This is a genomic window from Sediminibacterium sp. FW305-C-269 (assembly GCF_058231045.1).
The window spans coordinates 59,245-71,919 of record NZ_JBIQXQ010000001.1 but is presented as its reverse complement, the minus strand read 5'-3'; the positions used below and the strand labels follow the sequence as shown (position 1 = coordinate 71,919).

The window sequence follows — 12,675 nt, the reverse complement described above, 5'->3', positions numbered from 1 at the left end:
GTTTATTTATTTTTTCGTACTTGTTCCGGCCCCGATGTCTATCGGGGCTTTTTTATGGGCTTTCAGGCAGATATCTTTATCTTTCTGTAAAATAACTCCTCATGAGAAAATTATCCCTGTTGCTGGCATCGGTTCTGTTGATGAACCTTTTAATGGCCCAACGAACCATTCTGCATTGCGGACAACTGATCGATGTCAGGAACCTGCAGGTACAGAAAGAAATGTCTGTAGTCATTCTGGGCAACCGGATCGCCGAAGTGCAGAAAGGGTACATGACCGCGACTGCAGGTGATAAGCTGGTTGATCTGAAAAATGCAACTGTTATGCCCGGTTTGATTGATATGCATGTGCACATGGAAAGTGAAACCAATCCTGCCAATTACCTCAATGGCTTTACCTGGAACGGGCCTGACTATGCGTTCCAGTCCGTTGTATTCGCAGAAAGGACCCTGATGGCCGGTTTCACTACCGTGCGCGATCTGGGCGGAAGTGGTGCCAATATATCGCTGCGTAATGCGATCAACAAGGAATGGATCAAAGGTCCCCGCGTATACACTGCAGGGAAATCCATTGCCACCACTGGCGGACATGCAGATCCTACCAATAATTACCGCAAGGACCTGATGGGCGATCCTGGCCCGAAAGAAGGGGTGGTGAATGGTGTGGATGATTGCGCCAAAGCAGTGCGCCAGCGTTATAAGGAAGGTTCAGATGTGATCAAGATCACGGCCACCGGCGGTGTGCTGAGTATGGCCAAGGACGGCAGTGGCGCTCAGTTCACTGTGGAAGAGGTGAAAGCCATTGTTGCCACTGCTAAAGATTATGGCTTCAAGGTAGCAGCCCATGCGCATGGTGCAGAAGGCATGAAACGTGCCGTGTTAGGTGGCGTCAATTCCATTGAACACGGAACCTATATGAGCGATGAAGTGATGGAACTGATGAAAGAACGCGGTACGTACCTGGTGCCTACCATTATTGCCGGAAAATCATCGGCAGATTCCGCTAAGAAACCCGGCTACTATCCCGAGATCGTTCGGGCCAAAGCAAGCGTAGTGGGCAACTATATACAGGCCACATTCGCCAAAGCGTATAAAGCAGGCGTGAAGATCGCTTTTGGAACGGATGCCGGTGTGTATGCACATGGTAAGAACTGGATGGAATTTGTGTACATGACAGAAGCGGGTATGCCCATTCTCGAAGCCATCCGTTCGGCTACCTTGTCTGCTTCCGATCTGCTGGGAGATGACAGGCTGGGCCTGATTGAAAAAGACAAACTTGCTGATATTATTGCCGTTGACGGCGACCCGGTGAAAGATGTGAAAGCCATGGGTCGTGTGAAATTCGTTATGAAGAACGGGACGGTGTATAAGAATGAGTGAATGATAGAATGATAGAATGTGGATCATTCACTCATTCTATCATGCTATCATTCTATCATTGATTAACCTTTCCATTTACGCAGCTGCTGCAGCACGGCTTTCAGGTCTTTGGGCAGGGGGGCTTCGAGTTCGAATTTTTCTCCGTTAAGGCTGAAACTCAGACGATGTGAATGCAGGGCCAGGCGTGCGAGGATAGGTTTTTCTTCTTCAGCCGTTTTGGATAGTTTGAAATTCTTCTTGAGCGATGACAGAAGGATGGGTTTTGCATCACCATAGATCTCATCGCATACAATGGAATGACCGATATGCTGCATGTGTACCCTGATCTGGTGCGTACGTCCGGTATGGATCCGGAACTGCACCCAGGAGTAGAGGCGGAAAGATTCCAGTACTTCATAATCAGTAAGGGACGCCTTCCCTTTGGCATGTGTCATCATTTTGGATGTCTTGCCGGGGTGTTCCATGATGGGTGCGTCAATACTGCCGGAGGGGTTCACCATTTGTCCATACACCAATCCCACATAATATTTTTCCATATCCCTGCCTTCAAACAACTGGGATAATTCTTTGTGCGCTTCCTCGGTCTTGGCAAATACGATGATACCGCTGGTATCACGGTCAAGACGATGGACCGTATAGATATTCCCGAACTTCTCTTTCAGGATGTCTTTTAACGAAGGTTCCTGTCCAAGCCTGTCGGGTATACTGAGCAGACCGGAAGGTTTGTTGACCGCTATGAACCGGTCGTTCTCAAAAATGATATCGGGATGCATGATCGTAAAGTTGTGTGTCGGTTCTGACAAAGTGGTAACAAAGCAGCATTCTGTGCACTAGTGTTTATTCCTCTTCTCCTGAATGCCGTTGTTTGGTGTCTTTGTTTTTTCTCAGGAACGACTGGTTCATGAATTTTAGCAACCTTACTTCCTTCTCCTGCAGGAAACGCCATTTGCCGCGCTCCACATTTTTCTTGGTGAGGTTGGCAAACATTACCCTGTCGAGTCCTTTCACATCATAGCCCAGGTGCTCAAATATGCGGCGCACAATACGGTTACGCCCGCTGTGGATCTCGATACCGATTACATGTTTGTCCTTAGGATCGGCATACCCTGCTGCATCTGCTTTCACAAAACCATCTTCCAGGGTCACACCCTCGAGGATGGACTCCAGGTCTTTTTTGGTAACGGGTTTGTCGAGGGTTACTTCATAGATCTTTTTGATCTCGAAAGAAGGGTGGGTAAGTTTCTGCGCCAGTTCCCCATCGTTCGTCAATAACAAAACGCCGGTGGTATTCCGGTCTAAACGGCCTACGGGGTAAACTCTCTCTGGTGTTGCCTGTTTCACCAGGTCCATCACGGTTTTCCTGCCTTGCGGATCGTTGGCCGTGGTAATGAAATCTTTGGGTTTGTTAAGCAGGATGTATACGGAATTGCGCTGCAGGAAAACGGCTTTGCCTTTTACAACCACTTTGTCCTTACCGCTTACTTTATAACCTGGTTCAAAGACCTTATCGCCGTTCACGGTCACTTTGCCTTCTTTTACCAGCTCGGCTGCTTCGCGCCTTCCGCAAACACCGGAATGGGCGATGAACTTATTCAGCGGCATTAACTCAGAAGCAACCTTCTGGTTCTCCGGTCTTCCTTCATTTGTCTTCTGGGATCTTTCAGCGTAAGATTTTCCGCCGCTTCTCTCTTTTCCGGGAGCAGGCTTTCGATCTGTCTTACTATGCGCAGGTCGCGCATCGTTACGTGTTTCCCACTTCTTAGCAGGTTTTTCCTGTTTCCGGGCTCCGGTTTTTTGTGATCTGGGTTCTTCGTCCCTCACAATGCCACGCATTTTGTCGATCTTCTTTTTCCGCATCTCTTCACCTGCGGCGCGGGCTTCCTGTTTGATCTTTTTCTTTTCCTGGCGGAAAGCTTCTTTAATGGCGCTGCCTCTTGTTTTATTGGCAAACTTGTCGAAGTTGTCGGTTCTTTTTTTCATCAAGTGTGATTTATGCTGTTTTTCAACAGGAAAGGCAAAGGTAGCATATTAAGAATTAATGCTAATTATACGCAAAAGCCAAGGAATCATGAATATCGAACAAGGAATGATGAATGACGAAGTTCACCTCCGATCAACATTCATCATTCCTTGTTCAATATTCAATATTCTACCTGCCTTTGTTTGCCAGCTGTCCGCAGGCTGCGTCAATATCCTTACCCCGGCTGCGGCGTAAGCGTGCGTTTACTTTGTTGGATTCCAGGATACCCATGAACTGCTGTATGCCTTCCTCATCCGGTTTGGTGAATTTGAAAGCATCGATGGGATTGTATTCGATGATGTTCACCAGGTCGGCGGGCACCTGCCGGTAAATGCGCGTCAGCTCTTCCGCATCTTTTGCAGAATCATTCAGGTTCTTGAAGAGGATGTATTCCAGTGTGATCTCGTTACCGGTCTGTTTATAGAAATAGTTGAGTGCCTCTATCAGTACTTTGATGTTATTGCTTTCATTGATGGGCATGATCTCGTTACGCTTGGCATCATTGGCCGCATGCAGCGAGAGTGCCAGTTTAAAACGGACCTGGTCATCGCCCAGTTTTTTGATCTGTTTGGCAACTCCTGCAGTAGATACGGTGATGCGTTTGGGACTCATGAACAGTCCGTCTTCGGCAGTGATCCTTTCAATGGCTTTGAGTATGTTGCTGTAATTCATCAATGGCTCGCCCATACCCATGAAAACGATATTGGACAGTTTCTTTTCGTAAGTGGCTTCACTTTGCTGGTTGATGAGTACCACCTGGTCGTAGATCTCATCGTACGTGAGGTTTCTTTTGCGGTCGAGGTAGCCGGTTGCACAGAATTTACAGCTAAGGCTGCAACCGATCTGGGAGGATACGCAGGCGGTCTTACGTTCATCGGTAGGGATCAGTACCCCTTCTATCAGGTGGTTGTCAAAGGTTTTAAAACGGCTTTTGATGGTGCCGTCATCGCTGAACTGGGTAGCATCCACCCGCAGGGCGGGCAGGCTGAAGTCGGTGGCCAGTTTGGCACGCAGGTCCTTGCTCAGGTTCGTCATATCGTCGAAACGGTGCGCATGTTTCTGCCAGATCCATTCCCATACCTGTTTTACACGGAACTTCTTATCGCCGATGGAGGTAAAATAAGTCTCCAGGTCGGCAATACTCTGGTGGCGTATATTGGGTAATTCAGCGTTCATCCGGCAAAGATACCGCCAAAGCCCCTGAAGGAGGGAATTTTTGTGCCACAAACTCTATCTTGCGCAGGTATTTTAACGATTATACGCAACCGGAATTCCTACGAACTATGAAAACATGTTATGTGATTGATGCGGTGAGAACACCGATTGGCAGGTATGGTGGCAAACTGAGTTCTATCCGTCCAGACGACCTGCTGGCGCATACCCTTGTGTCATTGCTACAACGCAATGAGGGCATTGATGTATCCCGTATTGAAGATGTGATCGCTGGTGCGGCCAACCAGGCCGGTGAAGATAACCGCGATGTGGCCCGTATGGCGGCATTACTGGCGGGTTTGCCGGTATCTGTGGCCGGTAATACGGTTAACCGTTTGTGTGCCAGTGGTTTGCAGGCCGTAATGGATGCCGCCCGTGCCATCATGTGCGGAGAGGGTATGCTGTATATCGCCTGTGGCGTGGAAAGTATGACGCGTGCCCCTTTTGTAACGGCTAAAAGCGACGGTGCCTGGAACCGGAAAGTGGAAACTTACGATACCACCATCGGCTGGCGTTTTACCAATAAGAAACTGGCTGAAATGTACTACCCGTACAGTATGGGCGAAACTGCCGAGAACGTAGCACGCGAATGGAATATCGGCCGTGAGGAACAGGACCGTTTTGCCCTGGCTTCCCAACAGAAATATTTTGCTGCAAAGGAAGCCGGTAAATGGGATGCGGAGATTACGGCTATTGAAATGATCAACGATCGCCTGATCACCTGGTTCAATGAAGATGAACATCCGCGGCAGACCTCGCTCGAGAAATTGGCCGGTTTAAAGCCTGCATTTGCCAAAGATGGCAGTGTTACGGCAGGTAATTCTTCGGGCATCAATGACGGTGCTGCCGCTATGTTACTGGCCAGTGAAGAAGCCGTAAAATTATTTAACCTGCAGCCTATGGCACGTGTGGTCAGTATGGGCGTGGCGGGTGTGGACCCTGCCATCATGGGTATGGGACCGGTTCCTGCATCGCAGAAAGCATTGCAGCGGGGGGGACTTTCCGTTGCAGACCTTGACCTGGTGGAACTGAATGAGGCCTTCGCTTCGCAGAGCCTGGCCTGCATCAAAGAGCTGGAGCTGAATCCGGACAGAGTGAATGTGAACGGTGGCTCCATTGCCATTGGTCATCCGTTGGGATGCAGCGGTGTTCGTATCTCTGCCACTTTGCTACATGAGCTGTTCCGCAGGAAATCCAGGTATGGATTGGCTACGATGTGTGTGGGGGTGGGACAGGGCGCTGCCGTGGTATTTGAGGGCCTGTAAACAGGATGACTAAGGAAAATTTAAGGTTGCGAAAATTTTGAGATATCACAAATAGCACTAAATTGGAACCACTAAAAAGATACTATGAAGAGATTGTTGCTGTTTTTCGTTCTTTCTATGGGTCTGGTAACTATGGCCCAGGCGCAGCAGAATCCGGCTCCTGCGAAGGATACCGCTGCTTTACAACAGTATGTAGGCAAGTATGTTTTTCCTGAAGGAAGTGTTGTGCCGGATGTAACCGTGTCTATTGAAGACGGTGCACTGGTGATGGCTTCTTCACAGGGGAATTCATCATTGGAAAAACAGGGTGAAGACCTGTATACCATCGTTCAGTTCCAGGGTACGGCTAAATTCAACAGGGATGCCAATAAAAAGATCATTGGTGTCAGCATCAATGCGATGGGTTACCAGTTGGAGGGTACCAAGGGTGAGACTAAAACGATCGCATTGGCGAACCTGAAAAAATACCAGGGTCAGCAGTTGTTCACTGCACTGGCCCGTTAAGAGACCGATTGCTTGCGGTAAATACAAAAGGCTGGGATTTCTTATCCCGGCTTTTTTATTGGTAATAGGTCTCATCCAGGTAAAACAGTCCGTCCTCTTTTTGCCAGTACCAGAACTTCTTTTTAAAGATCACGTACACGCCCCGGGCGGATTTTTGTGACAGTTTTTCGGGAACATACAATACCCTCGGAGGTACCATCTGGAATCGATAGATCAGGTTTTTTCGCTGGGCAGGTGTAAAAGATCGGGTGATACTCCGGTAATTGGTTTTTTCTGCAATGGTAGGTGGTAACTGGCTGCGGGAAGTTACCACGTTGCCATTGGCATCGATCACGATCATCGGGTCCGGATAAGGATCAGGGACTTCTATTGGATTGGTGGCAGGAGGCAGTACTTCTGTCCTGGTTTCCGGAACAGTTTTCCAGGGGGCGATCACGGGACTTTTTTTGGAGGCTGCAGATGATGCTGCCGGCTGCGTTTTTCTGCTGCAGCCAGCCAATACCAATACAACCAGGAAGATCCATGGGTTTTTCATGATACCGGTTTGGTATCTGTTATGAAAAAACTATGCCAAAAAGAATCCTGACGCCCCAAAGGACTCAGGCTGTGAAACTGAAGCCAACCAGTTTGTCCTGTGCCAGGCTTTGCTGTTCACCCTTGCGCAGGTCTTTCACCAGGCAGGTACCATTGGTCAGTTCTTCACTGCCAAGGATCACCACATAGGGAATGCTTTTCTTTTCTGCGTATTTGAATTGTTTGTCGAATTTGGTGTTCTCGTGAAACAGTTCGCAGGCAATACCATGGTTCCGCAATTGTTGCATCAGCCCAAATGCCTGTTTGCTTTCTGCTTCGCCCAGGTTAAAGAACAGGACCCTTGTGCCGGCCTGTACTTCTTCCGGAAAACAGTTCAGTTCTTCCATCACATCATAGATCCTGTCTACGCCAAAACTGATCCCAACACCCGGTACATTGGGCACCCCGAATAGACCGGTCAGGTCATCATAACGCCCGCCGCCGCCGATACTTCCCATCTGCACCTGTTTTGCCTTCACTTCAAAGATGATGCCTGTGTAGTAGTTCAGTCCACGGGCAAGGGTGAAGTCGGTAGTCAGTGGTGACTGGTGAGTGGTGAGCGGGTAGTTGAGTACGTATTCGATCTCTTCAATACCTTTCAAACCTGTTTCGTTGTTTCCGATCAGTTGTTTGAGTGCAGCTATTTTTTCTTTGTTGTTACCGGATATAGAAAGGTACTGCTCAATGGTGGTGACCTGTGCATCAGACAATCCTCTGGCAGTAAGTTCTGCTTTCACTTTTTCCAATCCTATCTTATCCAGTTTGTCAATGGCAACGGTGATATCCACCATCTTATCGGCGCCGCCGCATAACTCTGCCAGGGCGGCCAATATTTTCCGGCTGTTGATCTTGATCTCCACCTCGATGCCCAATTTTTCGAATACGGTGGCATAGATGCCGGCAAGTTCCACTTCATTCAACAGCGATCTGCTGCCAACCACATCGGCGTCGCACTGGTAGAACTCGCGGTAGCGGCCTTTCTGGGGCCTGTCGGCGCGCCATACGGGCTGCACCTGGTAACGTTTGAACGGAAGGGTGAGCTGCCCGTAATTCATGGCCACATATCTGGCAAAGGGAATGGTGAGGTCGTAACGTAAGGCCCTTTCAGTGATGCCCTTGGTGTTCTTCCCCGAGAGTACTTTTTCAAAATCAGCTTTGGCCTGCTCGTGTTTCTCAGGATTATCGAGGCCATTGTTCAGGATCTTGAAGATGAGTTTATCGCCCTCTTCCCCATATTTGCCCATCAGGGTGTCCAGGTTCTCCATGGCAGGCGTTTCGAGCGGCTGAAAGCCATAACGCTCGAATACAGAACGGATGGTCTGAAAAATATAATTGCGTTTGTGTACAACAGCTGCGCTGAAATCTCTGGTTCCTTGTGGTAAGCCGGGTTTGCTCATGGGTGGGCGTTCATTAAGTAGTTAGTTCCTGTCGGGAGGCGGTTGCCATCCTTCCGTGTTCGGGTTTATGGTTCCTGCCGGTATGCTGCTATCAGTCTGTCGCAGGCTTTTTCCAGCATATCGTATACTGCATGATAATCTTTTTCGGTTCCATACCAGGGATCGGGCACTTCCCGTTGTTCTCCGGGGTACAGCAGGTCGAGGAGAAATGTCACTTTCCTGTCATTTTTTTCTGCATGCCAGCTTTCGCCGAAGATCCTTTTTACGGCTGCATAATTGTCCCGGTCCATCACAAAGATCCTGTCGAAACGATGTATATCCTCTTTCACCAATTTCCTGCATCGCTGTCCGCTGATGTCGATCCCGTGAAGCCGGGCCACCCGCTGTGATAAAATATGCGGCTGCTCCCCGATATGATATCCGTTGGTGCCCGCGCTGTCTATCTCCCAGTCAAGTCTGGCCTCACTAACTTTTTGTGCCAGTATGCCTTCTGCCAATGGACTCCTGCAGATATTCCCCAGGCAAACCATCAAAATTCTCATGTGCGCAAAGATAGTGTTGTGGCTGCAATTATCGTCTGCACAGGACCTCGCTGTGCATGCTAATGGCCGTTAGCCGGCGCAGGCTTCATATTATGGAATTGTTGCTGCGTATGCATCCTATAAAAGAGTTAACCGGCGAATTGTTTCAAATTGTCGGCCACAATTGTTGCAGACAAATAAAATTATTGCCTAAATTGCCCATCCCTGTTTTAATTGAATGTTAAATGGAAAACGATTTCAGAGCTAAACAGAAGAAAAGCTATAATTTGATGCGCATGTCATACGATTTCACCATCGCAGTGTTACTGCTGGGAATGGCGGTCGTTATGTTGTTCGCAGACAAACTGAACATCGAACAGTTGATGGACGAGGATAACGAATTTTTCAGGTATTTTTTTGGTATTCTTTGTCTTTTATATGGAAGTTTTCGATTATACAGAGGGTTCAAGCATGATGAAATAAGATGAAAAAGAGTGTGTTATACGGTTTTTTGGGGGGCATGTTATTGTTCTTTGTTTCTTGTAACAGATCGGGGAAAAAAGAGGATACCCGCGACACACCCACTTCGGGGTTCATCAGGATCAGTGTGGATGAGAGTTTCAAGCCGGTGATTGAAGAGCAGCTGAAAGTGCATCATTCCTCTTTTCCGAATACCCGGATCGAGGTTAGCTATAAATCGGAAGCAGCCTGTTTCAGGGACCTGCAGTCGGACAGCACCCGGATGATCATAGTAGCCAAGGGCTTAACGGATAAAGAAGCGGAGATTTTTGAGAACAGCCTGTCTTTCAAACCACAATATGGGATCCTGGCTTATGATGCCGTGACCGCTATTGTGAACAGGGCCGCAAAGGACAGTGTGTTCACGATCGCACAGCTGAAAGATATTCTCAGCGGAAGAAATAATATTACCGCTGTGATGGATGGGAAGAATGCAACCAGTACAATCCGGTACCTGCAGGACAGCGTATTGCGGGGCGAACCGTTGGGGAAAAATGTGGTGGCGGCTCAGAACAGTGATGAAGTGATTGAAGTCGTATCGAATAACCCCAATGTGATCGGTTTTGTAGGGTTGAGCTGGGTAGGAGACAGTTATGATCCCAAACAGGTGGCGCAATTGAAAAAGATACGAACGGCGCTGGTAGAATGTGTTAAATGTGAGGAAAAAGACCTGTTTGCCAAGCCTTCGCAGGCATCACTGGCATATGGTCAATACCCGCTGGCACGCCCCTTGTATTATATATTGAAAGAGAATTCGGCGGGACTGGGCACAGGGTTCATGAATTTTATGAGCCTGGAGCGCGGACAGCTGATATTCAGAAGATCATTCCTGGTACCGGCTAAGATGGGATTCAATAACCGGTTAGGGAAAATAAAAGAGTCAGCAGATTGACACTATAATAATAAAAAAACCAAAATGAAGAAGACCGTTTCTTTAATGTTGACAGCGATGCTTGCTGCACAGTGTTTGATGGCCCAGATACCGGCTGGGATCAAATTTCTGAACTACGAAAAGAACAAGAGTGCAAAAGAAGCATTTCAGAAAGCTTATGATGCCAATCCGAAAGATCCCCAGGCTATTTACTGGCTGGGTCAGGCCATGCTGGCAACAGACGGTGCAAGTGAACCTTCAAAAGAACAGATTGCAGAAGTTAAAGCGCTGTACCAGAAAGGGTTACAGGAAGTGGGCAGTGATGCCTGGTTACTGGTGGGAATGGGTCATGTGGGTATCCTCGAAAAAGAAGACATCAACTCTGTAAAGCAGAAATTTGAGCAGGCGATTACTTCTACCATTGAAACAAAAGGTAAGAACAAAGGCAAACCCAATCCTGCCATCCTGAACGCCATTGGTCGTGCCAATGCAGAAGTGGGCAGCGACCAGGGAGATCATAATTATGCGATCGAAAAACTGAAACAGGCGGCAGCTCTTGACCTGACTGATCCGGATATCCTGATCAATATGGGTATCAACTACCTGAAAATGGGTGGTGAAAATGGCGGTGATGCGGTAAAAGCCTACCAGGAAGCCCTGACCAGGGACCCTAAGAATGCCCGTGCCTTCTATCGTATCGGTAAGATCTACCAGAGCCAGAACAACAAAGAACTGTTCGAGCAGAACTTTGCCAGCGCTATAGAAGCCGATCCCGCATATCCGCCTGTATACTTCAATTATTACGATTATTATGCTACCCGCGATGTGAACCGCGCGAAAGAATACCTGGATAAATACATAGCCACAGCCGATAAGGACCCGATGCTGGAACTGGTGATGGCCGATTACCTGTTCCGTTCAGGTAAGAATGCCGAGTCTCTGGCCAAAGTAAAAGAGCTGGAAGCAGCCGTTGGTATCAAAGCGTTACCTAAACTGGATGTACTGTATGCATTCAACTACGACAGAACCGGTGATTCTGTACAAGCCAAAAACGCATTGACCCGTTATTTCAGCAATGCGCCTGTTAATAAAATAGCTCCCAGCGATTATGAGCTGGCGGTAAAAGTATTCTCTAAATTCCCCGGCAGTGAAATGCAGGCCGTAGGTTACCTGGAGAAGGCTTTGAACAACGATACTTCCAAAGTGAACAAACTGGAATATATGGGCCAGGCAGCAGAACTGTTTGGGAAAGCCAAGATGTATGATAAGCAGATTGAATGGTTACAGAAGCAGGCAGCTTTGAAAGGCGGTACTTTGAGTGAGTTCGATTACTACAAATTAACCAGTACCGCTTTTACTGCCAAGAATTACCCACTTACCATTGAGCTGGCAAAAAAATACATGATCGATTTCCCTGATAAACCACAGCCATTCGTTTTCTTCAAAAGGGCGGCACTGGCTTCCGATCCGGATACTACCAGTGGTTTGGCTGCCACACACCTGATGTACCTGGATTCTGTATATACTGTGCTGGATAAGGAAAAGTATAAGAAAGATATCTTCCTGAACCAGTACTATATCCTGAATTACTACATCAAGAAAATCACAATGTTAAAGAACAACCCTGACTTCAAGATCACTACCGATGGCCGTAAAACAGCTGTGGTGGACGAATACCTGGCCGTTTGCCAGAAAGCAGTGGAAGTTACTGATAGTATGATTGTGGCTTACCCCGATCCAAATGATGATAACAATAAATTCGCACAGGGAGCGAGGGCCGAGATCCAGAAAAGGATTGATTACTACAGCAAACCTCCGGTTCCCGCCAAGAAGGGTGGCAATACCGGTGGAAACAGCACTTCTGGCAAAGGATAATACAAGATACCTGAAGAAAAAACTCTCCTTAACCGGGGAGTTTTTTCTTTTATTTATATCCCCCACAAGTGTATTTTTGCAGCACTTTAATGATTTCACATGAGTTGGCTTTCCTTGTTATCTGATGCCAGTGCATCCCAGTCTGCAGCGAATTATTTTCCGATAGGGGTTCAATTGATCTTTGCGGCTGGTTTTGTGGCCCTTATGCTCGGGGTTTCTGCCTGGGTGGGACCCAAACGCCAGACCAGCGATAAACTGGAGAACTTTGCCAGCGGTATCGAAACCCATGGAAATGCCCGCCAGCCGATGGCCATCAAATACTTCCTGGTGGCGATCCTGTTCGTGTTGTTTGATGTGGAAGTGATCTTTTTCTATCCTTACGCGGTTAATTTCCGGGAACTGGGTTGGGGTGGATTCAGTGCCGTACTGATGTTCGTCGCTTTTTTCATGGTAGGCTTCATCTATATCATCAAAAAAGGGGCTTTGACCTGGGAAGACTAGTAGGGAAGGTAATTAACAGCCCATTAATCTTGAGGCCT

General features: G+C 47.9%; 13 protein-coding genes. 7 read left to right on the top strand and 6 right to left on the bottom strand.

What is annotated here, in order from left to right; genetic code table 11:
• Nucleotides 1-101: 101 nt before the first annotated feature.
• Entirely contained in the window at nt 102-1,379 is a 1,278-nt protein-coding gene (locus ACH3Y6_RS00330) for a metal-dependent hydrolase family protein (protein WP_490833567.1), read from the top strand.
• Between the two features lie 62 nt (nt 1,380-1,441).
• On the opposite strand, the gene ACH3Y6_RS00325 is transcribed toward ACH3Y6_RS00330, so the two are convergent.
• The 3 genes from ACH3Y6_RS00325 to rlmN all read right to left on the bottom strand — a co-directional run bounded on the left by ACH3Y6_RS00325 (nt 1,442) and on the right by rlmN (nt 4,575).
• Nucleotides 1,442-2,152 (bottom strand): RluA family pseudouridine synthase, encoded by a 711-nt coding sequence (locus ACH3Y6_RS00325; protein ID WP_490833566.1) that lies wholly within the window; start codon nt 2,150-2,152, stop codon nt 1,442-1,444.
• 64 nt (nt 2,153-2,216) lie between these two features.
• Nucleotides 2,217-3,359, bottom strand: coding sequence for a pseudouridine synthase (locus tag ACH3Y6_RS00320; RefSeq protein ID WP_490833565.1), 1,143 nt, complete (start codon nt 3,357-3,359; stop codon nt 2,217-2,219).
• Between the two features lie 169 nt (nt 3,360-3,528).
• Nucleotides 3,529-4,575 (bottom strand): dual-specificity RNA methyltransferase RlmN, encoded by a 1,047-nt coding sequence (gene rlmN, locus ACH3Y6_RS00315; RefSeq protein WP_490833564.1) that lies wholly within the window; start codon nt 4,573-4,575, stop codon nt 3,529-3,531.
• 107 nt (nt 4,576-4,682) lie between these two features.
• On the opposite strand from rlmN, the gene ACH3Y6_RS00310 reads away from it, so the two are divergent.
• Together ACH3Y6_RS00310 and ACH3Y6_RS00305 are read left to right on the top strand one after the other, a co-directional pair.
• Complete coding sequence (locus tag ACH3Y6_RS00310) at nt 4,683-5,876, top strand: thiolase family protein (protein ID WP_490833563.1); 1,194 nt, start codon at nt 4,683-4,685, stop codon at nt 5,874-5,876.
• A gap of 84 nt (nt 5,877-5,960) precedes the next feature.
• A complete protein-coding gene (locus tag ACH3Y6_RS00305) occupies nt 5,961-6,380 on the top strand; it encodes a DUF3471 domain-containing protein (RefSeq protein ID WP_490833562.1) in 420 nt (139 codons plus the stop codon).
• Between the two features lie 55 nt (nt 6,381-6,435).
• Here the strand turns inward: ACH3Y6_RS00305 and ACH3Y6_RS00300 are convergent, their stop codons facing one another.
• The 3 genes from ACH3Y6_RS00300 to ACH3Y6_RS00290 all read right to left on the bottom strand — a co-directional run bounded on the left by ACH3Y6_RS00300 (nt 6,436) and on the right by ACH3Y6_RS00290 (nt 8,892).
• On the bottom strand, nt 6,436-6,915 hold the full coding sequence (locus ACH3Y6_RS00300) for a hypothetical protein (protein ID WP_490833561.1): 480 nt from the start codon (nt 6,913-6,915) through the stop codon (nt 6,436-6,438).
• A gap of 64 nt (nt 6,916-6,979) precedes the next feature.
• Nucleotides 6,980-8,350 (bottom strand): histidine--tRNA ligase, encoded by a 1,371-nt coding sequence (gene hisS, locus ACH3Y6_RS00295; RefSeq protein WP_490833560.1) that lies wholly within the window; start codon nt 8,348-8,350, stop codon nt 6,980-6,982.
• Nucleotides 8,351-8,415: 65 nt separating this feature from the next.
• Complete coding sequence (locus tag ACH3Y6_RS00290; protein WP_490833559.1) at nt 8,416-8,892, bottom strand: low molecular weight protein-tyrosine-phosphatase; 477 nt, start codon at nt 8,890-8,892, stop codon at nt 8,416-8,418.
• A gap of 275 nt (nt 8,893-9,167) precedes the next feature.
• Here ACH3Y6_RS00290 and ACH3Y6_RS00285 point away from each other — a divergent pair, with 275 nt between their 5' ends.
• The 4 genes from ACH3Y6_RS00285 (at nt 9,168) to ACH3Y6_RS00270 (ending at nt 12,637) form a co-directional block, all read left to right on the top strand.
• On the top strand, nt 9,168-9,359 hold the full coding sequence (locus ACH3Y6_RS00285; RefSeq protein ID WP_490833558.1) for a hypothetical protein: 192 nt from the start codon (nt 9,168-9,170) through the stop codon (nt 9,357-9,359).
• Entirely contained in the window at nt 9,356-10,282 is a 927-nt protein-coding gene (locus ACH3Y6_RS00280; protein WP_490833557.1) for a PstS family phosphate ABC transporter substrate-binding protein, read from the top strand. The genes ACH3Y6_RS00285 and ACH3Y6_RS00280 overlap by 4 nt, the downstream gene beginning before the upstream one ends.
• A gap of 24 nt (nt 10,283-10,306) precedes the next feature.
• Entirely contained in the window at nt 10,307-12,136 is a 1,830-nt protein-coding gene (locus ACH3Y6_RS00275) for a tetratricopeptide repeat protein (protein WP_490833556.1), read from the top strand.
• A 99-nt stretch (nt 12,137-12,235) separates the two neighbouring features.
• Nucleotides 12,236-12,637, top strand: a complete 402-nt coding sequence (locus tag ACH3Y6_RS00270) for an NADH-quinone oxidoreductase subunit A (protein WP_490833555.1) — start codon at nt 12,236-12,238, stop codon at nt 12,635-12,637.
• Nucleotides 12,638-12,675: the final 38 nt, after the last annotated feature.